This window comes from Williamsia herbipolensis (assembly GCF_036153515.1).
Classification (GTDB): domain Bacteria; phylum Actinomycetota; class Actinomycetes; order Mycobacteriales; family Mycobacteriaceae; genus Williamsia_A; species Williamsia_A herbipolensis.
Genome location: NZ_CP108021.1, coordinates 241,500 through 267,379, shown reverse-complemented (window position 1 = coordinate 267,379; position 25,880 = coordinate 241,500). Strand labels below are relative to the sequence as shown.

The following is a 25,880-nucleotide window of genomic DNA, read 5'->3' as shown; positions in this document are numbered from 1 at the left end:
ACCGGGTCGGCGAACCCTCAGTCGCCGAGGCGGTCGGTCGGCTCGGCGTCGTCGGCGGGTGCATCGGTGACGCGGGCCTGCGACGCCCGTCGCTGCAGCGCGCGGGCGCGGTCCTCGGCCTCGGTGGCCTCACGACGACGACCCTCCTCGAGCGCGAGCTGATAGTTCGTGCGCGCCCAGACCACCCGCGCCCAGTGGAACGTGATGACCAGCAGGGCGAACCACCCGAGCACCAGCCCGACACCGACACCGTGCGGCGGGGCGATCCCGTCGACGCCGGGGGTGTTCCGCGACCACCAGGCGAGCATCCCCGCGACGCATCCGACCGCCGAGCCGCACAACGCGACCCACGCGATGACCCACCGTCGGGTCACCAGCGCCAGCATCGAGAACCCGATGCCGAAGATCACCAGCAGGTAGATGAACACCCGGGAGGTGATCGTCACCCGCTCGGCCGTCGAGTCCGCGGCGAAGGTGAGCACGTCGATCCCGTTGGCCGAACCGGTGTGCGGCAGGATCATCGCCAGGATCGCCGCGAGCACCGCGACCGCCACCACGACGGCACGTCCACCCGGGTCGATCTCGCCGGCCACCTTGCGTTCGGCCTTGCGCAGGTCCCCCTCGAACGCCGAGAAGCCGTCACCGTCGGTCGATCGTGCATCACTCATGACCCACATCCTCCTCCGCATGACCCGCCTGCGGTAGCGCCGGGCGCGTCGGCGACCGCCGGCACCCCCATCGCGGGCATCCCGAGACCCACGCCGATCGGCGGGGTCTGGGCGGTACGTCCGGCCGCCGAGGCGTCGCCTGCACGGGTCCGGCGGTGTGACAGCACGCCGTCGTCGGCGATCAGGTGGTGCGGCGCCGCACCGGTCACCACCGTCTCGATCACGTCGCCCGCGCGGATCGACTCGGCGTCACCCGCGGTGAAGTGCACCAGTCGTCCGTCGCGCGCGCGGCCCGTCCGACGCCTGGTCTCGGCGCTCTTCCGACCGCTGTCGGCGGTCACGAGCAGCTCCACGCGATTGCCGACCGTCCGTCGGTTCTCCTGCAGGCAGATCTCGTCCTGCAGCGCGGTCAGGCGCAGATACCGTTCGGTGACAACCTCTTTGGGCACCTGGTCACCCATCGTCGCCGCGGGCGTTCCCGGTCGCGGCGAGTACTGGAAGGTGAACGCCGACGCGAAGCGGGCAGTGGCGACCATGTCGAGCGTCTGGGCGAAGTCCTCCTCGGTCTCGCCGGGGAACCCGACGATGATGTCGGTGCTGATGGCGGCGTCGGGGATGCGGTCACGCACCTCGTCGAGGATCGACAGGAACCGGGTCCGTCGGTAGCTGCGGCGCATCGACCGCAGCACCCGGTCGGAGCCGGACTGCAGGGGCATGTGCAACTGGGGACACACCGCGGGGGTCTCGGCCATGGCGTCGATCACGTCGGTGGTGAACTCCGCCGGATGCGGCGACGTGAACCGCAGGCGTTCGAGCCCGTCGATGTCGCCGGCGGTGCGCAGCAGATCGGCGAACGCCGAACGCTGCCGTCCCAGGGCCGGGTCGACGAACGACATGCCGTAGGCGTTCACGTTCTGGCCGAGCAGCGTCACCTCGAGCACGCCCTCGTCGACGAGGGCCTGCACCTCGGCGAGGACGTCGCCGGGGCGACGGTCGACCTCCTTGCCGCGCAGCGCGGGCACGATGCAGAACGTGCAGGTGTTGTTGCACCCGACCGACACCGAGACCCACCCCGCGTACGACGACTCCCGGCGCGCGGGCAACGTCGAGGGGAACTCCTTGAGTGAGTCGAGGATCTCGACCTCCGCCGCGGCGTTGTGGCGGGCGCGCTCGAGGAGCACCGGCAGTGACCCGAGATTGTGTGTGCCGAACACGACGTCGACCCACGGCGCCTTGTCGACGACGGCGCCGCGGTCCTTCTGGGCGAGGCAGCCACCGACGGCGATCTGCATGTCGGGGCGCTGCTGTTTGATCGGGGCGAGATGCGACAGGTTGCCGTAGAGCTTGTTGTCGGCGTTCTCGCGCACCGCGCAGGTGTTGAACACCACGAGGTCGGCGTCGGCGCCGTCGGTGGCGCGCACGTACCCGGCGTCCTCGAGCACACCGGAGATGCGCTCGGAGTCGTGCACGTTCATCTGACAGCCGTGGGTGCGGACCTGGTAGCTGCGGGCGCCCTGCCCGGCGGGCGCGGTCGGCGGTGAATACGCTTTCATCGCAGCCCAGGGTACGTCCGCGGGAGGGCACATCCGGAATCGGCGACGCCGACGAGCCCCACGGGTGGATTGGGTAAAGATTTCGTTACCCACGGCCGCGCTTTCGGGTCACTCGGGGTCACGGTGACCGTAAGGTGCCCTGCATGACCGCTTCGCAATCCGGACCGGCCGCGTCCGCGACATCGGCCACCACGCCGATGATCTCGCTACACGGTGTCGACAAACACTTCGGTGACCTCCACGTTCTCAAGGACATCAACCTCGACGTCCCGGCCGGGCAGGTGGTCGTCGTGCTCGGCCCCTCCGGCTCGGGCAAGTCGACGTTGTGCCGCACCATCAACCGCCTCGAGCCGATCGACAACGGCGAGATCCGTATCGACGGTGAACCGCTGCCGTCGGAGGGCAAGGGACTCGCCGCCCTGCGCGCCGAGGTCGGGATGGTGTTCCAGTCGTTCAACCTCTTCGCCCACAAGACGATCATCGACAACGTCACCCTCGCGCCGATGAAGGTGCGCAAGAAGAGCAAGGACGCCGCCCGCAGCCGCGCGATGGAGTTGCTCGAGCGAGTGGGTATCGCGGCCCAGAAGGACAAGTACCCGGCGCAGCTCTCGGGTGGGCAGCAGCAACGCGTGGCCATCGCGCGATCGCTCGCCATGGACCCGAAGGTGATGCTGTTCGACGAGCCGACGTCGGCTCTCGACCCGGAGATGGTCAACGAGGTCCTCGACGTCATGGTCTCGCTGGCCAAGGAGGGTATGACGATGCTCGTGGTGACCCACGAGATGGGATTTGCCCGCAAGGCCGCCGACCGCGTCATCTTCATGGCCGACGGTGCCGTCGTCGAGGACACCGATCCGGAGAGTTTCTTCACCCGTCCGGAGTCCGAGCGTGCCCGGGACTTCCTCGGCAAGATCCTGGGCCACTGATGCGGGCATCACCACAGCCGGTGACGACGGCACATCCCCGCCGCCGTCGGTGGTCGACCGTCGCCGTGCTGGCCGTGACGCTCGCCGTCACCGCGGCATCGCTGACCGCCTGCGGCAACACCAACCCACGTGACCTCATCGCGTCGATCAAGGACGGCTCGGTCATCCTCGGCACGAAGTACGACCAGCCCGGCCTCGGACTGCGGGAACCGAACAAGGACTTCACCGGCTTCGACACGCTCGTGTCGCGCTACGTGGTCGATTCCATCGCCGACGACCTCGGCGTCGAGCACCCGAAGATCACCTGGCGCGAGACGCCGTCGGCGCAGCGCGAGACCCTCATCGAGAACGGTGAGGTCGACATGATCGCCGCCACCTACTCGATCAACGCCGCGCGCTCCGAGCGCGTCGCCTTCGCCGGGCCCTACCTGGTGAACTACCAGGGACTGCTGGTCCGCAAGGACGACGACAGCATCGCCACGCTGACCGACCTCGACAAGGGCAAGAAGCTCTGCTCGGTGACCGGATCGACGTCGGCGCAGAACGTCAAGGCCCAGCTACCTCGAATCCAGTTGCAGGAGTACGACTCCTACTCCGGATGCGTGGAGGCCCTGCGCCTGAAGAAGATCGACGCGTTGACGACCGACGAGGTGATCCTCGCCGGCTTCGCGAACTTCGACATCTACGACGACCAGTTCAAGATCGTCGACATGACGTATCCGAAGGACGCGTGCGTGACCTCGTCGGGGAAGAAGGTGCTGCGCAAACAGGGCGCGCCGTTCTCCACCGAGCGCTACGGCATCGGTATGCCGAAGAACTATCCGGCCAACGTCACCGCCGCCAACAAGGCGCTGGACAAGATGCTCACCCCCGACGGATCGGGATCGTCGCCGTGGGAACGCGCCCTGCGCGAGTCCGTCGGTGACGAGGAGGTCGAGATGTTGATGAAGCGGGCCGACGCACCCGACTCACCGTTCACCTTCACCCCGAAGCCCGGTGACCTGTCGTTCCTCGACTCGAAGTCCACCCCGTGCCCGGCGGGTCTGTCGTGAACGAATTGTGGTCGGACATCGGACCCGCGCTGTGGCCCGCCTACTGGGTCACCCTCAAGCTCACGTTCTTCGCCGCCATCGGGTCGCTGGTGTGGGGCACGATCCTCGCCGGCATGCGGGTGTCGCCGGTGCCGGTGATGCGGATGTTCGGGACCTGGTACGTCAACATCGTCCGGAACACCCCGCTGACGTTGATCGTCATCTTCTGCTCGATCGGGCTGTATCAGAATCTCGGTCTCACGTTGGCGCCGGAGAACTCGAACTTCATCAAGAACAACAACTTCTGGCTCGCGGTTCTGGGGTTCGTGGTCTACACCTCGACCTTCGTCTGCGAGACGCTGCGGTCGGGGTTCAACACCGTCCCGCTCGGGCAGGCCGAGGCGGCCCGGTCGCTGGGTCTCGGGTTCTCGAAGGTGTTCGGGATCATCGTTCTCCCGCAGGCGATCCGATCGGTCATCGGCCCGATGGGCAGCGTCCTGATCGCATTGACGAAGAACACCACGATCGCCTCGGCGATCGGCGTCGCCGAGGCGTCGCTGCTGATGAAGGAACAGATCGAGAACCACGCCGACCAGATCGTCGCGATCTTCGCCATCATCGCGGTCGGCTTCATGATCATCACGTTGCTCGAGGGCTACGTGTTCGGCTTCCTCGCGAAGAGATTGGCGGTCCGACGATGAGCGGCAGCGCGACAGTCCTCTACGACGCCCCGGGCCCCAAGGCGCGGCGTCGGTACCAGGCGATCGCCGTCGTGTTCGCCGCGGTGCTCATCGCGGCCGTGGCGTTCGTGATCGTCACCCTGGCCGGCAACGAGCAGCTCACGGCCGAGAAGTGGAAGCCGTTCGTCGAGGTCAACACCTGGACGACGTACCTGCTGCCCGGACTGTGGGGCACGCTCAAAGCGGCTGCCCTGTCGATCGTGTTCGCGTTGGTCCTCGGTGCGGTCCTGGGCATCGGGCGACTCTCCGAGCACCGCGCCGTGCGCTGGATCAGCGGTGGTGTCGTCGAGATCTTCCGCGCCATCCCCGTCCTGATCCTGATGATCTTCGCCTATTACCTGTTCGCGCAGTACGCGGTGTTCCCGTCGCAGCAACTGGCGTTCGCGGCCGTGGTCACCGGACTCACGCTGTACAACGGGTCGGTGATCGCCGAGATCCTGAGGTCGGGCATCAACTCGTTGCCGTCGGGACAGCTCGAGGCGGCGAACTCGTTGGGTCTGCGCAAGTCGCAGACCATGCGGATCATCCTGCTCCCCCAGGCCATCACCGCGATGCTGCCGGCCCTGATCTCACAGATGGTGATCGCACTGAAGGACAGTGCGCTGGGGTACGCCATCGGCTACATCGAGGTCGTGCGTTCGGGCATCCAGTCCGCCTCGTACCACGGCAACTACCTGCCGGCGCTGGTGGTCGTGGCCGTCGTCATGATCGTCATCAACTTCGGTCTGTCGGTGCTGGCCACCACCGTCGAGCGTCGTGTGCGCGAGGGACGCCGCAAGGAACCGACGGTCACCCCGACCCGACCCGATCCGCTGCCCGTCTGACGAACGAGTCCCCCGGTCTCCCCGACCTCGTCAGTCGGGGTCCGGGAGGTCGTCGAGTGCGGTGCGGACGATCTCGAAGGCGTCCGACGACCCGTAGCCCCGGCGCGCGAGCATGGCGACGAGGCGACGGGTCCGCCGGTCGCGGTCGTCACGGTCGGCGATGACATCGGAGGTCCAGCCACTGACCTTGCGCGCGACGAGATCGGCCGCACGCGAACGTTCGTCGTCGGCATCGATCGTGGCCAGCGCGGCCTCCGCGACGGCAGGATCGACGCCCTTCGTACGCAGCTCGTGCCGCAGGGCGGTACGACCGCGGCCGCTGTGCTCGTGTCGTGCCCGTACCCACTGCAGGGCGAAGTCCGCATCGTCGACGAGGCCGACGGCGGCGAGACGGTCGAGAACCGAGTCGACCTCGGCGGGCTCGAACTCCTTGCCCAGCAGTCGGGTTCGCAACTCCGACCGGCTCCGCGCGCGCACCCCGAGCAGTCTCAGGGCGCTGTCGTAGGCGGTTGCCTCGGGTCGCGACCCACCGCGTGTCGGCGACTGCTTCTCGGGGCGGGCAGGGGCCGACGACGAACGGGAGAGGATCTCGCGGGTCGCACCCTGCAGGCGCGCCCGGACATCCTCCCCCGTTCGGGAGTCGTGAGACCGATCAGAAGTCAACGGGCGCAGGCGCCACGTCATCGGTCAGGACAGCGCCGATGCCGAGCTTCTCCTTGATCTTCTTCTCGATCTCGTCGCGCACGTCGATGTTCTCGAGCAGGAACTTGCGGGCGTTCTCCTTGCCCTGGCCGAGCTGATCACCCTCGTAGGTGAACCACGATCCGGACTTGCGGATGAAGCCCTCGTTGACGCCGAGGTCGATCAGCGAGCCCTCCTTGCTGATGCCGTGACCGTAGAGGATGTCGAACTCGGCCTGCTTGAACGGCGGCGACACCTTGTTCTTGACGACTTTCACGCGGGTGCGGTTGCCCACCGCATCGGTGCCGTCCTTCAGGGTCTCGATGCGGCGGATGTCGAGGCGGATCGAGGCGTAGAACTTGAGAGCCTTACCGCCGGTGGTGGTCTCGGGCGAGCCGAACATCACACCGATCTTCTCGCGGAGCTGGTTGATGAAGATGACCGTGGTGCCCGAGTTGCTCATGGCACCGGTGATCTTGCGCAGCGCCTGGCTCATCAGACGGGCCTGCAGGCCGACGTGACTGTCGCCCATCTCGCCCTCGATCTCCGCACGGGGCACCAGGGCGGCCACCGAGTCGACGACCAGGATGTCGAGCGCACCGGAACGGATCAGCATGTCCGCGATCTCGAGGGCCTGCTCACCGGTGTCGGGCTGCGACACCAGCAGCGCATCGGTGTCGACACCGAGCTTCTGTGCGTAATCGGGGTCGAGCGCGTGCTCGGCGTCGATGAAGGCCGCGATGCCACCGTTGGCCTGTGCGTTGGCGACCGCATGCAGGGCCACGGTGGTCTTACCCGAGGATTCCGGGCCGTAGATCTCGACGACGCGGCCGCGGGGCAGACCGCCGATGCCCAGCGCGACATCGAGGGCGATCGACCCGGTGGGGATCACCTCGATCGGTGCACGCACCTCGTCGCCCAGGCGCATCACCGAGCCCTTGCCGAAGTTCTTGTCGATCTGCGCGAGTGCGAGGTCGAGCGCCTTCTCGCGGTCCTGCGGTGCTGCTGCCATGGGGGTTCTCCTGTGTCTGGGAGGCCGATTCTGTGCGTGTCGACAGGCCGGTGTCCTCGGTGTGCGCCACGTTAGGCGGGACCACCGACAACGACATCGATCGTGCGTGCCACTCTGTGCACCGACGTCATCTGTGGACCGATCCACCCGATCGGGATCGCCTCGCGTAGTCGAACAGGGTCCAGACTAGACGAACATCTGTTCGATGCGCGGATTCGCCACGCCGACACGCCGCCGGATCGGACGACGGGTCACCATCGGATCGGGTGACACGTCACTGTCAGATCGGGTGACACGTCACCAGCGGTCGCGGGGGACGTCGAAATCGCGGCAGTAGGCCTGCCACACCTGTTTCGGGTCGTATCCCGCATCGACGGCGTCGGCGCCGTTGCGCCCACCGAACTCGGGGAACACGTGGTCTCGCAGCATGGAGTACGCGGCGGTGGAGCCGAACTCGGTCTCCATCAATTCGGTGAACTCGGTCAGACGCATCGTCGACCAGCCTAGCGACGATCCCCCGCCGGGTCGTCCCGGTGCGCACCGACCACGGCACGACACACCGCGACCGGATCGGTGAGGTCACCGGACGCACCGGCCGCGCGGGCGGCGGCGCGGATCGTCGGGACGTCGAGAACCTGCGCGACGGCGCTGCGCAGCGTCGCGGGGGTCAGCGGCCGCACGCAGACACCGACACCGGCCCGCTGGGCCCGGTTGGCGAGTTCCCACTGGTCGCCGCCACCCGGGACGGTGACCACCGGCACCCCCGCGGTGAGACATTTGGCGAGCATCCCGTGGCCTCCCCCGCAGATCGCCACCGATGCCGCCGCCAACAGTGCGTCCTGGCGACCGGTCGTGGCGATCGCCCAGTCGGGCAACGGGATCGCCGGCTCGGCGAGCGCGGAGACGACCAGTCGTAGGGGTCGACCGGTCGCCTCCGGATCGAGCGCCTCGAGCGCGGTCTCGAGGAGGTCGGCGACACCGGTGTGGGCCGTGGAGGGTGCCACGACGACGAGCGGGCCGTCACCGGCGGGCGGTTCGGTGGTGAGATCGGTCGGTTCCCACAGGAGCGGACCGACGACGTGGGCGTTGTCGGGCCAGTCGGGTCGCGGCACCTCCAGCGCCGGCAGCGTGGCGACCAGACGGGCACCGGGGCCCGGGTCGTCGCCCGGGAGACCGACCGACTCCCGCGCCACCGCCCGTTGGCGTTCGCCGAGCCGGCGCGACCGCGCGGTGGCCGCGCGCATCAGCGTGTCACGCACGCGTCCGCCCACACCGGTTCCCGGTGCCAGCCCGCTGCCGATCGGCGGCAGTCCGCGCGACGGTTCGTAGAGCGGGTGCGGCGACAGTTCGATCCAGGGCAGTCCCAGCAGTTGCGCCGACCATCCGCCGCAGACGGTGATGACGTCGCACACCACCAGGTCGACGCTCTGCGCCTCGAGAAGCGGGGTGAGCGCAGTGGTCATCCGCGCCGCCCGCACACTCAGGCGCGCACCGGCATCGGTGTCGTCGCCGTCGCTGTCGACCAGGTCGAGCCCGGGCAGTTCCGCGATCGCGACGGGCGGGAGCCCATCGGCGCGCGCGGCACGGATGTCGGCCCACCGCGTGCCGGTGAAGACGATGACCTCGTCACCCGCGGCCGACAGTCTCTCGGCCAGCGCGATCGCCGGGATCGCATGTCCTGCATCGGGTCCCGCGACGACCGCGATCCGCACGTGAGGGCTCCTCGCTGTCGGTCCGTCGGATGTCGCGCCTGCCTAGCGGTCGGCGGGCAGGTCGGCCGAGGGCTGTCCGGATCGGCTGAACCACTTGACCACCGTCATGACACCCAGTGCCAGGAGGCCGAGGACGGCCAGCGCCGCCACGCCTTTCACGAGCGCCACGATCAACCCGAAGGCCAACCACACCACGACGATCGCCACCGCAATCTTCCACCACATGTCCCGCACCTCTCCATCGGATGTCCGGGCCGATCGGTGTGCCGGCCCGTCACCCTCGACAGTGCCGGTCACCACGGGTCCGAGTCACCCCTTCACGATGGAGTCGGGGGAAAGATCCGGGATGACCCCGACGCCGGAGACGGGGATCTCAGGGCACCGGCAACCCGGTGGTCAGGACTGTTCGGGACGCTTGTTCAGATCGGGGGTGGCCGGGTCGATGGCCGGGTTCGACGAGGCTCCACCGGGCAGGGCGTCGTTCTTCATGCCGGCACGGATCTGCTCGAGTCGTGAATGTCCGGCCATCTGGACCGAGGCCTGCTGGACCTCCATCATGCGACCGCCGACAGTGTTGCGCGAGAGCTCCGCCGAGCCGAGGGCGGTGGCGTAGCGGCGCTCGATCTTCTCGCGCACCTGCTCGAGATTGGGGGTGTTGCCCGGCGCCGAGAGTTCGCTCATCTGCTGCAGCGACGAGCTGACCTGTTCCTGCATTTTCGCCTGCTCGAGCTGGCTCAGCAGCTTGGTGCGTTCGGCGAGCTTCTGCTGCAACATCATCGAGTTCTGCTCGACGGCCTGCTTGGCCTGGGCCGCCGCCTGCAGCGACTGGTCGTGCAGCGTCTTGAGGTCCTCGACACCCTGCTCGGCGGTGACGAGCTGGGCGGCGAACGCCTCGGCGGCGTTGGTGTACTCCCCCGCCTTGGCGGAGTCGCCGTGGGACGCGGCCTGGTCGGCCAACGTCAGGGCCTGGCGGGTGTTGGCGTTGAGCTTCTCGACGTCCTCGAGCTGACGGTTGAGCTTCATCTCCAGCTGGCGCTGATTGCCGATCACCGCGGCGGCCTGCTGCGACAACGCCTGGTGCTGACGCTGTGCGTCCTCGATGGCCTGCTGGATCTGGATCTTGGGGTCGGCACGTTCATCGATCGTGGCGTTGCCCGCGGCCATCATGTAACGCCAGGCCTTCACGAATGGGTTCGGCATCTTTCCCCTGTCGTCGGTGCTCGTGCGTGATGTCCTGCCCGGCCGATCTCACGAGGATTCCGACCGTGCGTTGGACACCAATCTAGCCGTTGACGTCACCTCAGGGGGCGACGTCCGACTCGGCGGGTGGTGCGGGTCAGGCTGCCGACAGGGCGGAGGTGCCCCGGGCGCGCCCGGCGCCGGTGGAGTCGGCGGGCGGCGGGATGACGACCTTGGTGTCCTCGGCGATGGTGGTGCGACGACGCATCGCGGTGCTGACATCGAGGAGGAGGTCGGCGACCTCGACATCGAGGGCGTGGCAGATGGCCGAGAGCAACTCGCTCGATGCCTCCTTCTGTCCACGCTCGATCTCGGACAGGTAGCCCAGGCTCACCCGCGCGTCGGTCGAGACCTCTCGCAACGTACGACCCTGATCCGTCCGGACCCGCCGCAGACTGCCACCGAGAGCCTCACGAAGTAGTGCTGCCATTGGAGTCCTCCTCACTTACTGACGTACAACGCGATCACACCCCGTGGAAGTTCCCGATTCGCTCGCACCGGCCGTTCCGACGACCCTAATCGACGTCCGACGACACCGCCGGTCGGATGTGCGACCGCGTGCCGTCACCCGTCGGGGGTGACACCGGAGGAGCCGTGACCCCTATGCGCGACGGCCGGCCGATCGCAACTGGAGTGCGCGCCAGACGTAGTCGAGGCCGGTGACGATGGTCGCGACGATCGCGGTGACCATCACCGCGACCGCGACCCAGTGCACCGCGCCGGGCAGGGGAAGGATGTAGAGGCCGATCGCGATGACCTGCAGCAGCGTCTTGAGCTTGCCGCCGCGACTGGCCGGGATGACCCCGTGCCGGATCACCCAGAACCGCAGCAGGGTGACGCCGACCTCGCGGGCGATGATCACCGCGGTGATCCACCACGACAGGTCACCCAGGAGGGACAGACCGATCAGGGCCGAACCGATCAGGGCCTTGTCGGCGATCGGATCGGCCATCTTGCCGAAGTCGGTGATCAGACCGCGGTTGCGTGCGATGCGGCCGTCGTAGCGGTCGGTGATCGCCGCGATAGCGAACACGGCCCACGCGGCGATCCGCCAGCCCGATTCGTGGCCGTCGCCGGCGAAGAGCGCCGCGAGGAACACCGGCACGAGCACGATGCGGAACACCGTGAGGATGTTGGCGATGTTGACGATCGGGACGTTGCTGACCGGGTCGGCGATCGGATCGTCGGCCACCGGCTTCATGGAGTTGCGCAGCCGTTCGGCCACCGGCGAATCCTCTGCCGCAGCTCGTCCGACGACGCCGCGGCGCCGATCATCGGTGCGTCCTGGATCACCCACGCCCATGACGATATCCGTCACACGGCCGCGTCCCGAGCGCAGGTCACGCGAGCACGTCGAACGCGTGTCGCGGTGCCCCGCGACGACGACCGCCCCGGGGCCGTCGTACTACTGTTTCCCCATGGCAGCCGACGAGGGGTCCGCCGACACCGGGGGCGTCACCGATGCCGTCCCGGTGACGATCCGGCGGGCCCGGACCTCCGATGTCCCGCGCATCAAAGCGGTCATCGACATGTACGCCGGACGCATCCTCCTCGAGAAGAACCTCGTGACCCTGTACGAGGCGGTGCAGGAGTTCTGGGTCGCCGAGATCGACGGCGAGGTGGTGGGATGCGGTGCGCTGCACGTGCTCTGGGCCGATCTGGGTGAGGTCCGCACGGTGGCCGTCGACCCGGCGTGGGCGGGACACGGCATCGGGCATCGCCTGGTCGGCCGACTCATGGACGTCGCACGCGACCTCCAACTGACCCGCGTGTTCGTGCTGACGTTCGAGACCCACTTCTTCGCCCGACACGGTTTCGCCGAGATCGACGGGACGCCGGTCACCGCCGAGGTCTACGAGGAGATGTGCCGGTCGTACGACGCCGGTGTCGCCGAATTCCTCGACCTGAGCTACGTCAAGCCCAACACCCTGGGCAACACCCGCATGTTGGCCTCACTGCGCTGACATCCCCACCCACCACAGGTCCAGGAGCGCACACCATGACCGTCTTCGCCGTCGAGTACACCTACGTCGACGCCACCTCCGACACCCGCGACACCCACCGGGCGTCGCACCGCGAGTGGCTCAAGGGCCTCGTCGACACCGGGGTGGTGCTCGAGACGGGCCCCTACCCCGACGGCAGCGGAGCCCTCCTGATCTTCCAAGCCGACGACGCCGACGCGTTGACGGCCATCCTCGCCGACGACCCCTTCCACGCGGTGGACGCCATCACCGCGACCCGGATCACGGAGTGGAAGCCCCTGTTCGGGCCCCTGTCCGGCTGAGACCGGCGAGTCCGACTGAGACCGGCGAGTCGGCCTGAGACGGGCGAACCCCGCACCACCGGGTGGGTGGTGCGGGGTTCGCTATGTGCTCGGTGGAGGTCAGGCGCTCGGTATCGAGTCCTGCTCTTTCTTGTCGTTCGACTTCGCCTTGATGAGGCTGGCCACCGTCGTGACCACCAGGACGCCGACGATGATGCTCAGCGACAGGCCGGTCGAGATCTCGGGGACCTTGATGTGCTCGCCGCCGTTGAGGAACGGCAGCGTGTTCTCGTGCAACGCGTGCAGCACGAGCTTCACACCGATGAAGCCGAGGATGATCGACAGACCCCACGAGAGATACACGAGGCGGTCGAGCAGGCCGTCGAGCAGGAAGAACAGCTGACGCAGACCCATCAGCGCGAAGGCGTTCGCGGTGAACACGATGTACGGCTCGGTGGTGAGGCCGTAGATGGCGGGGATCGAGTCGAGGGCGAACAGCACGTCGGTGAAGCCGATGACGATGAGCACCATGAGCATCGGTGTCGCGAGGCGCTTGCCGTTGGCCTTGGTGAACAGCTTGTCGCCGTTGTACTCGTCGGTGGTGCGCAGGTACTTCTTGACGAACTTCATGATCGCGCTGTCTTCGTCGTCGTCGGCCTCCTCCGAGGCCGTGGCCTCGCGGATGAGCTTGACGGCGGTGTAGATCAGGAAGGCGCCGAACAGGTAGAACACCCAGCTGTAGGCGTTGATCGCCGCGGCACCGACCGCGATGAAGCCACCGCGCATCACCAGGGCCATCACGATGCCGAGCAGCAGCACCTTCTGTTGGTACTCACGGGGAACGGCGAACTTCGCCATGATGATGACGAAGACGAAGAGGTTGTCGACCGACAGCGCCTTCTCGGTGATGAAGCCGGCGTAGTACTCGCCGCCGTAGGTGCCGCCCCACTGCCACCAGACGTAGCCGCCGAAGATGAGGGCGATGGTGATGTAGACCGCCGACCAGGCCCCGGACTCCTTGAGCGACGGGGCGTGCGGGGTACGGACGTGGGCGAAGAAGTCGAAGATGAACAACCCCAGGATCACCACGAGCGTGATGATCCAGGTTGTCGCGGACACGTTCATGTACTCGTAAACCTCCAGCTAACCGAACACGGGTGCCAGAGGTCTCTCCCGCCGTGTGGAAGACCACACGGCCGACGTCCCGGAACGCCACACGAACCCGGTGATGGCACCGGCTCGATGACGAACGTATTGACGAGATCGCCGCGACAGGGATACTCCCCTCGAAAGCAAAATTTACTTTACCTTTGCCGTGGGGGGCTCGCCATAGTCGCAGGTCAGCGAGTTTGCGTTCCGGACAATTCAGTCACCGACCGTCGCCCCGTTGATCGAGGCGATCACGCCGGCGAGGTCTTCGGGCTTCACCAGGACCTCCCGCGCCTTGGAGCCCTCGCTCGGTCCGACGACGCCTCGGGTCTCCATCAGATCCATGAGTCGCCCGGCCTTGGCGAACCCGACCCGCAGCTTGCGCTGCAGCATCGATGTCGACCCGAACTGACTGCTCACCACGAGCTCGATGGCCTGCAGCAGATCGTCGAGATCACCACCGATGTCGCCGTCGATGTCCTTGGAGTCCGACACCTTCTGGGCGGTGACCCCCTCCTGGTACTGCGGATCGCCCTGCTCCTTGGCGAACTCGACGACCGCGGAGATCTCCTCGTCGGTGATGAACGCGCCCTGCATGCGGATCGGTCGATTCGAGCCCATCGGGATGAACAGTCCGTCACCCATACCGATCAACTTCTCGGCGCCGGGCTGATCGAGGATGACCCGCGAGTCGGTGAGCGACGACGTCGCGAACGCGAGCCGCGAGGGCACGTTGGTCTTGATCAGACCGGTCACGACGTCGACCGACGGTCGCTGCGTCGCCAACACCAGGTGGATTCCTGCCGCTCGCGCCTTCTGCGTGATGCGCACGATGGCGTCCTCGACGTCCTTCGGCGCGGTCATCATCAGGTCGGCGAGCTCGTCGACGATGGCGAGGATGTACGGGTAGGGCCGGTACACGCGCTCGGATCCCAGCGGGGTGCTGATCTCCCCGGAGCGCACCTTCGCGTTGAAGTCGTCGATGTGCCGGACCCGCGACGCCTTCATGTCCTGGTAGCGCTGCTCCATCTCCTCCACCAGCCACGCGAGGGCGGCCGCGGCCTTCTTCGGCTCGGTGATGATGGGGGTGATGAGGTGCGGGATGCCCTCGTAGGGAGTGAGTTCCACCATCTTGGGGTCGATGAGGATCATCCGCACGTCGTCGGGCGTCGCGCGGGTCAGCAGCGACACCAGCATCGAGTTCACGAAACTCGACTTGCCCGAGCCGGTGGAACCGGCCACCAGGAGGTGCGGCATCTTCGCGAGGTTGGCGCTGACGAAGTCGCCCTCGATGTCCTTGCCGAGCCCGATCACCAACGGGTGGGAGTCCTTCCGCGTGCTCGGTGACTTGAGCACGTCGGCGAGGCGCACCATCTCGCGGTCGGAGTTGGGCACCTCGATACCCACCGCGGACTTGCCGGGGATCGGTGCGAGCAGTCGCACGTTGTCGGTCGCCGCGGCGTAGGCGATGTTGCGGGCCAGCGCGGTGATCTTCTCCACCTTCACGCCCGGGCCGAGTTCGACCTCGTAGCGCGTGACCGTCGGCCCACGGGTGAAACCGGTGACGGCGGCGTCGATCTTGAACTGCTCGAGCACCGCGGTGATGCGGTCGATCATGTCGTCGTTGGAGGCGCTGCCCATCTTCGGCGGGTCGCCGTCGATCAGCAGCGACGCCGGGGGCAGGCGGTAGTCACCCTCGACGGTGCGCTCGACGAGTTCGGTGAAGTCCTCGGCGACCGGTGCCGGGGCCGGCGGCGCCTTCTTCGGTACGGCGGCACGGCGCGGTTTCGCGACCACCTCGGTGGGGCGTGTCGCTAGGGCCTCGGCCGGGTCGGCGTCGGTGATGAGCGGCTCGGTCAGCGCCTCACCGGCGGTGACCCCGGTGGGTCGCCGCAGACGCGTCGTCGGTACCGGGACGTCCTCGATGTCGTCGGGCGGGTAGTTCTCCCACGGGTCACCGCCACGACCCGCCACGTGCTGCGGGTCGTCCCACTCGTCCGCCATCTCGTCGAACTCGGCCGGATCGTGGGCGTCGTGACGCGTCGCGTGCCCCACCCCGAAGTAGTCCGATGCGAGCGCGACGACCTCACGCACCGTCATGCGCACGGCGAGCAGGATCCCGGCGACGATGCAGATCACCAGGATCGGGACCGACACCCAGGCGGTGAGCCCGGTCGTGAGCGGGCCGGCTGCAGCGAATCCCAGGAAGCCGCCCGCGTCGAGGCGGCCGTCGAACCTCACGGGGGCACCGGCGACGAGATGCCAGATCCCCAGCACGGGCAGGCCGATGAGCGCGCAGGCGGCGATGTTGCGCCCGCGGCTGCGCGGATCTGGCCCGCGCCGCATGAGTCGGATGGCGACGGCCATGGCCAGGACGGGAACGACGACGGCCGCCCCGCCGACGACGGAGCGCACGGCGGTGTCGATGAAGGCGCCGATCGGTCCGGCAGCGTGGAACCAGACACCGACGGCGACCAGGATCGCGACGGCCACGAGCGCGAGGGCGGCACCATCTCTGCGGCGTCCCTCCTCCGACGACCGATCGAACGGGGCCGGCGACTCACGGCGCGAACGGCGGACGGGCGTGTCGTCGAACCCGTCGACGTCGTCGGGGTGGTGGTCGTCGGTATAACCGTCGTCGGCGAGATCGTCGGCGAAGTGGTCGTCCGCGTAGGTGCGATCCGGGTCGAAACGCTCCGGACCCAGGTCGTCGGCATACATCTCGTCGGCGTAGCGGTCCTCGCGCCCGCGTGACGCGCCCGACCCGACGCGGGCCAGTCCACCCACACCGCGGGCGAGCAGGACCCAACTGGTGCCCACTCCCCGACCGATCGCGCGGACCACCGAACCGTGCTCGGCGGTCTCCTCCACCACGGTGGCCCGGGTGGCCGCGGTCGAGCGCGACCGCGTGGTGCCCGTCGACCGCGTCGAGCCGCGACCCGACGTGGTGGACCGGGCGCCCGCGCCACGCCCCGCGCCCGCGGACTTGGTCGACGACCGGGTCGTACCGCCCCCGGCCTTGGTGCCACCGGACTTCCTTGCGCTTCCGGACTTCTTCGCGGCTCCACTACGGGCAGGCGTGCGGGTCGTCGCGGACGACGTCGCCGCAGCTCGACGCGTCGAGGAACCCGACGAGGTGCGCTTCGCGGCCGCGCGGGAACCCCGGGCCGTGGACTTGGAGCTCATGCGCTCACCATAAACCGCAACAACCCCATACGCCTCGTGCACCTCACCGGTCCCACCGAAGGCGTGTCTCTATCGTGACCGAGCCCGTGGTGACGGAGCCGAACGGACGTCGCTCGGGGCAGCGTCAGAGGCCGCGCTCGGCCGCCTTCACCGCCGCGACCGCGTCCGGATCGCCGTCGAAGGCCAGGTCGAGTTGGTCGCGGCCGAAGACGAACAGGACCAGATCTCCCAGGTCACCGGTGACCGTGACCGACGGACCCGACCCCGCGGTCAGCACCGTCGCCCCGTCGCCGGTCGTCAGCGCGACCCGCGCTCCTGCCGAGCGCAGGCCCTTCTTGCCGATCATCTTCAGGGGTGCCATCAGCGCCGACTCGAGCGCGCGGTCGAGTACGCGGGGCGTCCACCCCGGCGACGCACGACGGACGTCCTCGTGGTGGACGAAGAACTCCGCCGGGTTGGCGAACCGGTCGAGCACCGCGAACGGCGAGTACCACGGCGGGCCGGAGGCGAACTGGTCGACGAGCCGGCCGTAGTCGCGGCGCGCGTAGGAGTTCTGCACGTGCTCGGTGTAGCCGGCCAACGGCGGGATCACGATGCCCGCGGACGCGTCGAGTCGCGCCTCGCGGACCACCATGTGAGCGGTCAGGTCGCGCGCCGTCCACCCGTCGCAGAGGGTCGGGGCGTCAGGCCCGACCGAACGCAGTGTCTCGGCCAGGGCGGTGCGTTCGGTGCGTGCAGCGGTCATCGACAGAGCCTATCGACTCCGGCGACACCCGCGACCCGGCGCTACCGGGGCGACTTCGCGCGCACCGACAACACCGTCGGCACGATCATCGGGCGGCGCCGGTAGGTGTCGGCCACCCACTTGCCCACCACGCGGCGGATCAGCTGTGCGATCCGGTGGGTGTCGGTGACGTTGTCGGCCGCGAGGTCCGACAGCGACGAGTGGACCAGATCAGCCGCGTCCTTGAGAGCAGCCGGGTCGTCGGAGAACCCGCGACCGGAGACCTCGGGGGGACTGATCAGTCGACCGTCGGCGGCATCGATCACCACGGTGATGGCGATGAAACCGCCCTCCCCCAGCACCAGGCGCTCCGAGAGCGTCGACTCGCCGACGTCACCGACCGACAGGCCGTCGACATAGACGTAGCCCACGGGTACGCGGCCGACGATGCTCGCGCGACCGTCCACGAGATCGACGACCACACCGTCCTCGGCCAGCACCACACGGTCGGGAGCGACACCGGTCGCCTCGGCCAGTGCCGCGTTGGCGCGCAGGTGCCGCCATTCGCCGTGCACCGGCATCGCGTTCGAGGGACGCACCGCGTTGTAGAGGTAGAGCAGCTCGCCGGCCGAGGCGTGGCCGGAGACGTGCACCTTCGCACTCTGCTGGGTGACGACCGTGGCGCCGCGCTTGGCGAGGCCGTTCACCACCGCGAACACCGAGTTTTCGTTGCCGGGGATCAGCGACGACGCCAACACGACGAGATCGTCGGCGCGGATGTTGATCTGGCGATGCTCGCCCCGCGCCATGCGCGACAGCGCCGAGAGGGGCTCGCCTTGCGACCCGGTGGAGACGAGCACCACGCGGTGGTCGGGAAGTGATGCGGCGGCGTCCATCTCGACCACGACGCCGTCGGGCACACGCAGGTAGTCGAGTTCCTGCGCGATCTGCATGTTGCGGACCATCGACCGGCCGACGAAACACACCTTGCGGTCGTGTGCGGCCGCGACGTCGACGACCTGCTGGATGCGGTGCACGTGACTGGCGAACGACGCCACGATCACGCGCTGTTTCGCCTTGCCGATCACGGTGTCGAGAACGGTGCCGATGTTGCGCTCGGGCGTCACGAAACCCGGAACCTCGGCGTTGGTGGAGTCGACGAGGAACAGGTCGACGCCCTCGTCGCCGAGACGACTGAACCCGGCGAGGTCGGTGAGACGACCGTCGAGGGGCAGCTGATCGAGCTTGATGTCGCCGGTGTGCAGCACCAGTCCGGCCGGTGTGCGGATCGCGACGGCGATCGCATCGGGGATGGAGTGGTTGACCGCGAAGTACTCGAGGTCGAACGGGCCGTAGGTGGAGGTCTCACCCTCGGTCACCTGGACCAGCTTCGGCCGCTGCCGGTGTTCACGGCATTTGGCCGCCAGCAGGGCGAGGGTGAATCGCGAACCGATGACCGGGATGTCGCCTCGCAGGCGCAACAGGAACGGCACGGCGCCGATGTGATCCTCGTGGCCGTGGGTCAGGACGATCGCCTCGACGTCGTCCATCCGGTCCTCGATGTAGCGGAAGTCCGGGAGGATCAGGTCGACACCGGGCTGCTGATCCTCGGGGAACAGCACGCCGCAGTCGACGATGAGCAGCTTGCCGTCGAACTCGAACACGGTCATGTTCCGGCCGATCTCGCCGATGCCACCGAGCGCCACGACGCGGAGACCGTTGCGCGGCAACTTCTTCGGCAGTCCCAGGCGGTCGGTGACGTCACCGACGGGCTGGGAGGCGACCTGCGGCGACCGATCCCGGCGGGGCTCCGAGGAACTCCCGCCGCCGTTGCCGCGGGAGTTCTTGCCCCGACGACGTCCGCCACCGGAGGATTCCGCCGATCGGGCCGAGTCCTTGCCGACCGAGTCCTTCACGGCAGGCCCGGAGGCCTTCTTCTGCGTAGGTGCCGACTTCTCTTGCGCCGGAGCGGCATTCGTCTGCGCGGGTGCAGAATCCGCTTTCGGCTGCTCGTGAGCCGGAGGCGTTGGGGCCGCCGGTTCGGGCGGGCCGCTGCGGCGGGTGGCCGCGCGACGCCGACGTTTCGGAGCGGTGGGTTCGCCGTTCGCCTGCTCGGGACCGGTCACGAGAGCACCTGCGCTGCACGCAGATCCGCGATCAGCGACTCGATCTGCGGCCCGGTGGCCGGCATCTGCGGAAGACGGGGTTCCCCGACGTCGAGACCGGTGATCCGCAGCGCGGCCTTCACCATCGTCACACCACCGAGCCGCCCCATCGCGTTCACCAACGGTATGAGCGAGAGGTTGATCTCCCGTGCACGAATCATGTCACCCTTTTCCACAGCGTCGAGAAGATCTCTGAGCCGCTCCGGCACCAGGTGGCCGATCACCGAGACGAATCCCGACGCACCCACCGCCAGCCACGGCAGGTTGAGCGCGTCCTCACCGGACAGGTATTGCAGACCGGCGTCGGCGATGAGCGACGCGGCCGAGTTCAGATCGCCCTTGGCGTCCTTGACGCCGACGATGTTGGGGTGCCGCGCCAGTTCGAGAAGCGTGCGGTGCTCGATCGGCACCACCGAGCGCGGCGGGATGTCGTAGAGCAGCACGGGCAGGTCGGTCGCATCGGCGATCGCCGTGAAATGGGCCAGCAGACCGGTCTGCGGCGGCCGCGAGTAGTAGGGCGTCACGACGAGCAGACCGTGTGCACCGCGCTTGGCCGACTCGACGGCGAAGCGCACGCTCTCGGCGGTGTCGTAGCTGCCGGCCCCCTGCGTGATGCGTGCACGGTCGCCGACCGCGTCGAGCACCGCGCTGAGCAGGTCGAGCTTCTCGGCCACGGTGGTGGTCGGTGACTCCCCGGTGGTACCCGAGATCACGAGACCGTCGACCCCGCGATCGACGAGATGGGTCGCGAGTTCGACTGCCCTGTCGAGGTCGAGGCTGCCGTCGGTGGCGAACGGCGTCACCATCGCGACACCCACGGTTCCGAACGGATACAGCTCACGCTGCGTCTGGCCGCTGTTCATGGTGGTCAGGCTACCGCCCGGGAGCGGGGCCGAGCCGCACAACCCACCTGCGGCCGCGTCGGTCAGCTGTCCACCACGAACGGCGAGGTCGCGACCTCGGTGCCGTCGGCCAGGGTTCCGATCTCGAAATCGCCGAACACGGTCGGGGCGAGGCCCGACAGCTGTCGCAGACACTCGATCGCGAGCTGCCGGATCTCGACGTCGGCGTGCTCGGTGGCCCGCATCCCGACGAAGTGCCGCCAGGCACGCAGGTTGCCGCTCACCACGATCTTCGTCTCGGTCGCGTTCGGCAGCACCGACCGCGCGGCCTGCCGCGCCTGCTTGCGTCGCAGGATCGCGTTGGGCACGTCGGCGAACTTGGCCTCGAGCGCCTCGAGCAGTTCGCTGTAGGCCGCACGGGCGGCGTCGGTGGCGGTCACGAACAGGTCCTCGAGCTCGGCGTCACCGCGGATCGCCGGCGGTGGGACCACGTTCGAGTCGTGTTCGGGGACGAAGCGCTGCGACAGCTGCGAGTACGAGAAGTGTCGGTGTCGGATCAGTTCGTGGGTGCACGACCGCGAGATCCCGGTGATGTAGAAGGTGACGGTCGCGTGCTCGAGGAGGGAGAGGTGTCCGACCTCGAGGATGTGACGCAGGTATCCGGCGTTGGTCGCCGTGCGCGGATTGGGCTTGTCCCAGCTCTGATAGCAGGCCCGCCCCGCGAACTCGACGAGCGCCTCGCCCCCGTCGACATCGGTCGACCACGGGATGTCCGCGGGCGGATGGAACTCGGTGTGCGCGATCATGTGCACCTGCAACGGGACCAACTGCGACACCTGACTGCACTCCTCTTCGACGGGCCGACCGGCGACTCGATCGGCTCCGATTGTCCCGTGCCGCACCTCGACGCAGAACGCGGGTGTCGGTGTCGCCTATGCGAGAGCGCGACGCAGGACCGGCGCCAGGTCGCCCCGCCTGCCGACGGTGACGTCGTCCATCCCGAGCCATCCCGCCATCGACCGCAGGTCTGCGGCCAGTCGGGTCGCGACGTGATCGCGGTCGACGCCGTCCTCGGCGAAGGCGCCGAGCACCCGCAGCACGCCGGCGGATCGGTCGGTCTTGAGGTCCACGCGAGCGGGTATCTCCTCGTCGAGCAGATACGGGAAGACGTAGTACCCATGCACGCGTTGCGGTTCGGGCACGTAGATCTCGATGCGGTAGTGCATGTCGAACAGGCGGTGCAGGCGCGGCCGGAAGAACACCAACGGGTCGAACGGGGCGAGCAGGGCCGACGCCTCCACCCGACGCGGGGTGCGTGCCGCAGGATCCAGGTACGCGGTGCGGTCCCACCCCGCCACGGTCACCGGCGTCAGCTCGCCGGCATCGACGAGTTCGGTGACGGCGCGGCGGGCGTCGACGACGGGCAGTCGGTAGTAGTCGCGCAGGTCGGTCTCCGTCGCGACGCCGAGCGCACCGATCGATCGCCGAACGAGTTCACGGATCGCGACGTCCCGGTCGATGGCGGTGCTCGCGAGGTCCGGCCCCACGATGTTCTCGGCGAGGTCGTAGTGCCGGGCGAAATTTCCGCGGCGTATCGCCGAGAGATCGCCGGCGGCGAGCATCACCTCGCACGCGTGCTTCACCTCGCTGCGATCCCACCAGCTGCCCCGGCGCGGTTGATCCCGGCGTCGACCGAGCAGTTCTTCGAGTTCGCCGCCGGTGGTCGGGCCCGTCTCGGCGAGGACGCGGGCGATCTCGGCACGGAGCGCTGTGCGTTCGGGCGGCTCGGCCACGGGCTTGCCGTACCGGCCGTAGCGGTAGTCGTCCATCCGCCAGCGGAACAGCGGCCAGTCCTCGACCGGGATCAGTGCGGCCTCGTGCGCCCAGTACTCGGCCAGCAGGCGTGGTGCCCGAGCCGTCGATTCGGCCGCCGCACGGTCGAGGAGCGCAGGGTCGTACGGCCCGAGTCGACTGAACAGCGGCATGTAGTGGGCGCGAACGGCGATGTTGACCGAGTCCATCTGCAGGAACCGGATCCGTCCGAGCACCCGCTGCAGGTGTCGACGCGTGGCCACGCAGCTGGGGCGTGGATCGGCGAAACCCTGTGCGGCGAGGGCGATCCGGCGCGCTCGCGCGATGGGCACGGCGGCCGCGCTCACGATGTCGGCGGGGTCGCCGTCGGCGCGTCGGGGCGGGCCCGGTAGTCGAGGAACCGGTAGCGCAACCCGCTCGTCGACTCCTGCCACTCACCGTGCGTGGTCGCCACCCACCGTGACGGGTTGATCTCCGGGGCGTGGGCATCGGCGCCGTCGACATCGACATCGATCTCGGTGACGTGCAGGACATCGGCGAACGTCATTGCCGCGTCGTAGATCTGGCTGCCGCCCATCACCATGACGGTCTCGTCTCCTCCGAGTGCCTCCGGGAGGTCGTGGGCGACCACCGCGCCCGGTGACGACCAGGTCCGGTCGGTGGTGAGGACGACGTTGACGCGGTCGGGCAGTGGCCGGAACCGCTCGGGCAGCGAGTCCCAGGTCCGGCGCCCCATCACCACCCGATGGCCGCGGGTGAGATCGCGGAAGTGCCGGGCGTCCTCGGGGACGCGCCACGGGATGGTGTTGTCGCGCCCGATGGCGCGGTCGTTGCCCTGCGCCCAGATCAACGCGACCGTCATACGGCGACGGGCGCCTTGATACCCGGGTGGTGCTGGTAGTCCACGACCTCGATGTCGTCGAACTCGTAGTCGAACAACGACTCTCGTGGCGCCAGCCGCAGGGTCGGGTACGGGTACGGGTCACGCGAGAGCTGCAACTGCACCTGGTCGACATGGTTGTCGTAGATGTGGCAGTCGCCGCCGGTCCACACGAACTCGCCGACCTCGAGACCCGCCTGCGCGGCCATCATGTGCGTGAGCAGGGCGTAGGAGGCGATGTTGAACGGCACGCCGAGGAACAGGTCGGCGCTGCGCTGGTAGAGCTGGCAGGAGAGCTTGCCGTCGGCGACGTAGAACTGGAAGAACGCGTGGCACGGCGGCAGGGCCATCTGCGGGATCTCCCCCACGTTCCACGCCGAGACGATGTTGCGCCGCGAATCGGGATCCGACCGCAGGAGGGCCAGCGCGTTCGAGATCTGGTCGATGTGTTCGCCCGACGGTGTCGGCCAGCTGCGCCACTGGACCCCGTAGACCGGTCCGAGATCGCCGGAGGGGTCGGCCCACTCGTCCCAGATCGTCACCCCGCGCTCCTGGAGCCACCGCACGTTCGAGTCGCCGCGCAGGAACCACAGCAGCTCGTAGAACACCGACTTCACGTGTACCCGTTTGGTGGTGATCAACGGGAAGCCGGCCGCCAGGTCATAGCGGAGCTGGTGGCCGAACAGGCTGCGCGTCCCGGTGCCGGTGCGGTCGGCCTTGGGTGTCCCCTCGGCCAACACCTTCGCCAGCAGGTCCTCGTACGGGGTGTCGATCACGGGTCGAGTCTAGGCCGGACCGTCAGAGCCGGCGCTTCACCTCGCCCCACAACCAGCGGGCAGTACCGGGACCGTCACGCCGCGACGTGATGTGGCCGTCGGTCAACATCGTGATCGGTCTGCCGTGGACGCGGTCGCGGCGGACGTCGAAGGCGCGCGGGTCGGTGGTGGCCAACCACCGATCGAGCGCTTCGAGATACGGAGTGGCATCACCCCAGGTCGCGTAGAACTTCATCGAGCTCACACAGATCGGGGACAGTCCGTGGTTCGCGACGAGTTCCCACAGGGCGGCGCTCACCCCCGGTGCATGGATGGTCCGCCAGTCGTCGGCCACGACGATGCCCTGTGCCGCCAACAGCGTCCGGGTGTCGAGCAGATCGGCGCGGACCTGCTCGAAGAGATGACCCGCGTCGATGTGTGCGAAACGACAGGCGGCGTGCGCCAACCGGTCGGTCATCACCGTGCTCGGACCTCGCACGATCGCGGGCAGCTCATCGTGCACGCGGCGGTAGTTCTCGCAGAACACCTCCTGCGTGAGCCCCGCATAGGACTGCCGATTCTCCTCGTCGTTGTCCTCCGACGGCGCCGGGTCCCCGAACAGGTCCACCACGGTGAACGTCTCGCCCTGACCGACCCCGCTCGGGGTGAAACGCCGCGTCGAGCGAACGCCGCGTTGACCGAACGCCACACGGGCATTGTCGGTCCCGGTCGCTATCGTCAGGGCCACTCGTCGCGGGCCGAGGAGGTCGCCCGTGTCCCGCGTCATCGAGTGGAAGCCCCGCCGCTGCCCGGCGTGTGGTGCGGACTGGCGACCGCCGCGCACGCACCTGGTCGGCTGGGCCAACCAGAGGCCCGCGCCGTGCCGGACGTGGGTGTGCCGGGCCTGGGACGCCGTCACCTATCGGGGAGACCTCGAAGGCCGTGGCGGGCCTGACTCGTACGAGTAGAGGGCTACGGCAACGGCCAGACCGAGGTCTGCGGATCCTCAGCGGGTCCGATGTGCCGCTCGTACATCTCGCTCAGGTGGGCGATGTTCACCGCGAGCCCCTGCGGGAGCATGTAGCGGGTCTCGGAGACGTAGCTGTTGTCCGCGCCGAGGTACTCGTCGACCTGGAGCGGGAGCAGGTGATGGGCGATGTTGCCGGTGATGACGCCGACGATGCTCCAGGGCCGCTGGTTGGCTGCGATCCCGTAAAGGTCGTCCTTCAACATCACCGGCGCACCGCTCGCGCCGCCGACCGCCGGGAACGACAGCTCCAGTGCCCATTCCCCGCGCGGCCCGTACCTGTCGCTGACGTCGATCATGCGCGTCATGTGCCCGATGCGCGTAGCCGGGGAGAGCACGAGCTGATCGCCCTCGGGCGCCGACGGGCTGTACTCGAAGGTCACCAGATCGCGGTCGAAGGTGATCGGCGCCCACCACGGCGTGAGCGGCTTCTCGGCGCGGTAGCCCTCCACCCGGTACAGGGCGAGGTCGTGCGCGCCGTCGCGCTCGATGAGCCGGGCGGGGTACGCCTGTGGCCCGTCGTCGTCGCGCAGGCTCGCGACGGTGACCTCGTCGCCGCCGACGTGCGCGGCGGTGAGCAGCACCGACCCGTCCCCGATCAGCGAGCCCGTCCCGAGCAGCGTCGTGCACCCGGTCTCGGCGTGTGGCCCGATGACCGCCACCACTGCGTCGTGCGGGTCCAACGGCTATC

The 25,880-nt window shown here is 68.4% G+C and carries 27 protein-coding genes; 6 read left to right on the top strand and 21 right to left on the bottom strand.

Going from position 1 to position 25,880, the window contains the following annotated elements:
• Positions 1-17: 17 nt before the first annotated feature.
• The gene (locus tag OG579_RS01190; RefSeq protein WP_082080085.1) at positions 18-668 is read right to left on the bottom strand and encodes an Rv2732c family membrane protein; all 651 of its coding nucleotides are present in this window, start codon (positions 666-668) and stop codon (positions 18-20) included.
• A complete protein-coding gene (gene miaB / locus OG579_RS01185; RefSeq protein WP_328857788.1) occupies positions 665-2,221 on the bottom strand; it encodes a tRNA (N6-isopentenyl adenosine(37)-C2)-methylthiotransferase MiaB in 1,557 nt (518 codons plus the stop codon). Before miaB ends, OG579_RS01190 begins: the two co-directional genes overlap by 4 nt.
• 197 nt (positions 2,222-2,418) lie before the next feature.
• Between miaB and OG579_RS01180 the strand changes: the two genes are divergently transcribed.
• Genes OG579_RS01180 through OG579_RS01165 form a run of 4 tightly spaced genes read left to right on the top strand, consistent with a single transcriptional unit; the run spans position 2,419 to position 5,742 of the window.
• Positions 2,419-3,147, top strand: coding sequence for an amino acid ABC transporter ATP-binding protein (locus OG579_RS01180; protein WP_055788889.1), 729 nt, complete (start codon positions 2,419-2,421; stop codon positions 3,145-3,147).
• Complete coding sequence (locus tag OG579_RS01175) at positions 3,147-4,199, top strand: glutamate ABC transporter substrate-binding protein (RefSeq protein WP_328857787.1); 1,053 nt, start codon at positions 3,147-3,149, stop codon at positions 4,197-4,199. The genes OG579_RS01180 and OG579_RS01175 overlap by 1 nt, the downstream gene beginning before the upstream one ends.
• A complete protein-coding gene (locus OG579_RS01170; RefSeq protein ID WP_328857786.1) occupies positions 4,196-4,879 on the top strand; it encodes an amino acid ABC transporter permease in 684 nt (227 codons plus the stop codon). Before OG579_RS01175 ends, OG579_RS01170 begins: the two co-directional genes overlap by 4 nt.
• Positions 4,876-5,742 carry an amino acid ABC transporter permease gene (locus OG579_RS01165; protein WP_328857785.1) on the top strand — a complete coding sequence of 289 codons (867 nt, stop codon included), beginning with the start codon at positions 4,876-4,878 and terminating at the stop codon, positions 5,740-5,742. Before OG579_RS01170 ends, OG579_RS01165 begins: the two co-directional genes overlap by 4 nt.
• A 30-nt stretch (positions 5,743-5,772) precedes the next feature.
• On the opposite strand, the gene OG579_RS01160 is transcribed toward OG579_RS01165, so the two are convergent.
• The 8 genes from OG579_RS01160 to pgsA all read right to left on the bottom strand — a co-directional run bounded on the left by OG579_RS01160 (position 5,773) and on the right by pgsA (position 11,587).
• The gene (locus OG579_RS01160; protein WP_328857784.1) at positions 5,773-6,405 is read right to left on the bottom strand and encodes a regulatory protein RecX; all 633 of its coding nucleotides are present in this window, start codon (positions 6,403-6,405) and stop codon (positions 5,773-5,775) included.
• Positions 6,395-7,435 carry a recombinase RecA gene (gene recA / locus OG579_RS01155; protein WP_045822518.1) on the bottom strand — a complete coding sequence of 347 codons (1,041 nt, stop codon included), beginning with the start codon at positions 7,433-7,435 and terminating at the stop codon, positions 6,395-6,397. The genes OG579_RS01160 and recA overlap by 11 nt, the downstream gene beginning before the upstream one ends.
• 297 nt (positions 7,436-7,732) lie before the next feature.
• The gene (locus OG579_RS01150; RefSeq protein ID WP_045822517.1) at positions 7,733-7,927 is read right to left on the bottom strand and encodes a DUF3046 domain-containing protein; all 195 of its coding nucleotides are present in this window, start codon (positions 7,925-7,927) and stop codon (positions 7,733-7,735) included.
• Between the two features lie 11 nt (positions 7,928-7,938).
• Entirely contained in the window at positions 7,939-9,147 is a 1,209-nt protein-coding gene (locus OG579_RS01145) for a glycosyltransferase (protein ID WP_328857783.1), read from the bottom strand.
• 42 nt (positions 9,148-9,189) lie between these two features.
• Complete coding sequence (locus tag OG579_RS01140; protein ID WP_328857782.1) at positions 9,190-9,372, bottom strand: hypothetical protein; 183 nt, start codon at positions 9,370-9,372, stop codon at positions 9,190-9,192.
• Positions 9,373-9,543: 171 nt separating this feature from the next.
• Complete coding sequence (locus OG579_RS01135; RefSeq protein WP_045822515.1) at positions 9,544-10,347, bottom strand: PspA/IM30 family protein; 804 nt, start codon at positions 10,345-10,347, stop codon at positions 9,544-9,546.
• A 136-nt stretch (positions 10,348-10,483) separates the two neighbouring features.
• Positions 10,484-10,816, bottom strand: a complete 333-nt coding sequence (locus OG579_RS01130; RefSeq protein ID WP_045822514.1) for a helix-turn-helix domain-containing protein — start codon at positions 10,814-10,816, stop codon at positions 10,484-10,486.
• 171 nt (positions 10,817-10,987) lie between these two features.
• The gene (gene pgsA, locus OG579_RS01125) at positions 10,988-11,587 is read right to left on the bottom strand and encodes a CDP-diacylglycerol--glycerol-3-phosphate 3-phosphatidyltransferase (protein WP_328859114.1); all 600 of its coding nucleotides are present in this window, start codon (positions 11,585-11,587) and stop codon (positions 10,988-10,990) included.
• A 217-nt stretch (positions 11,588-11,804) separates the two neighbouring features.
• On the opposite strand from pgsA, the gene OG579_RS01120 reads away from it, so the two are divergent.
• Together OG579_RS01120 and OG579_RS01115 are read left to right on the top strand one after the other, a co-directional pair.
• Positions 11,805-12,350, top strand: coding sequence for an amino-acid N-acetyltransferase (locus OG579_RS01120; RefSeq protein WP_328857781.1), 546 nt, complete (start codon positions 11,805-11,807; stop codon positions 12,348-12,350).
• 35 nt (positions 12,351-12,385) lie between these two features.
• Positions 12,386-12,670, top strand: a complete 285-nt coding sequence (locus tag OG579_RS01115; protein ID WP_328857780.1) for a YciI family protein — start codon at positions 12,386-12,388, stop codon at positions 12,668-12,670.
• A gap of 99 nt (positions 12,671-12,769) precedes the next feature.
• On the opposite strand, the gene OG579_RS01110 is transcribed toward OG579_RS01115, so the two are convergent.
• The 11 genes from OG579_RS01110 to OG579_RS01060 all read right to left on the bottom strand — a co-directional run bounded on the left by OG579_RS01110 (position 12,770) and on the right by OG579_RS01060 (position 25,872).
• Positions 12,770-13,774, bottom strand: a complete 1,005-nt coding sequence (locus OG579_RS01110; RefSeq protein ID WP_045822511.1) for a TerC family protein — start codon at positions 13,772-13,774, stop codon at positions 12,770-12,772.
• 240 nt (positions 13,775-14,014) lie between these two features.
• A complete protein-coding gene (locus tag OG579_RS01105; protein ID WP_328857779.1) occupies positions 14,015-16,984 on the bottom strand; it encodes a DNA translocase FtsK in 2,970 nt (989 codons plus the stop codon).
• A gap of 124 nt (positions 16,985-17,108) precedes the next feature.
• Positions 17,109-17,729 (bottom strand): TIGR03085 family metal-binding protein, encoded by a 621-nt coding sequence (locus OG579_RS01100; protein WP_328857778.1) that lies wholly within the window; start codon positions 17,727-17,729, stop codon positions 17,109-17,111.
• 41 nt (positions 17,730-17,770) lie between these two features.
• Entirely contained in the window at positions 17,771-19,834 is a 2,064-nt protein-coding gene (locus OG579_RS01095; protein WP_328857777.1) for a ribonuclease J, read from the bottom strand.
• Positions 19,831-20,736, bottom strand: a complete 906-nt coding sequence (gene dapA / locus OG579_RS01090) for a 4-hydroxy-tetrahydrodipicolinate synthase (RefSeq protein WP_328857776.1) — start codon at positions 20,734-20,736, stop codon at positions 19,831-19,833. Before dapA ends, OG579_RS01095 begins: the two co-directional genes overlap by 4 nt.
• Before the next feature lie 62 nt (positions 20,737-20,798).
• Positions 20,799-21,551: an FAD-dependent thymidylate synthase gene (gene thyX / locus OG579_RS01085; protein WP_328857775.1), complete on the bottom strand. Its 753-nt coding sequence runs from the start codon at positions 21,549-21,551 to the stop codon at positions 20,799-20,801.
• Between the two features lie 96 nt (positions 21,552-21,647).
• Positions 21,648-22,859 (bottom strand): winged helix-turn-helix domain-containing protein, encoded by a 1,212-nt coding sequence (locus OG579_RS01080; RefSeq protein WP_328857774.1) that lies wholly within the window; start codon positions 22,857-22,859, stop codon positions 21,648-21,650.
• 11 nt (positions 22,860-22,870) lie between these two features.
• Positions 22,871-23,389, bottom strand: a complete 519-nt coding sequence (locus OG579_RS01075; protein WP_328857773.1) for a dihydrofolate reductase — start codon at positions 23,387-23,389, stop codon at positions 22,871-22,873.
• Positions 23,386-24,183 (bottom strand): thymidylate synthase, encoded by a 798-nt coding sequence (locus tag OG579_RS01070; RefSeq protein WP_328857772.1) that lies wholly within the window; start codon positions 24,181-24,183, stop codon positions 23,386-23,388. The genes OG579_RS01075 and OG579_RS01070 overlap by 4 nt, the downstream gene beginning before the upstream one ends.
• A 22-nt stretch (positions 24,184-24,205) precedes the next feature.
• A complete protein-coding gene (locus tag OG579_RS01065; protein ID WP_328857771.1) occupies positions 24,206-24,871 on the bottom strand; it encodes a class I SAM-dependent methyltransferase in 666 nt (221 codons plus the stop codon).
• Positions 24,872-25,134: 263 nt separating this feature from the next.
• Positions 25,135-25,872 (bottom strand): S1 family peptidase, encoded by a 738-nt coding sequence (locus tag OG579_RS01060; RefSeq protein WP_328857770.1) that lies wholly within the window; start codon positions 25,870-25,872, stop codon positions 25,135-25,137.
• Positions 25,873-25,880: the final 8 nt, after the last annotated feature.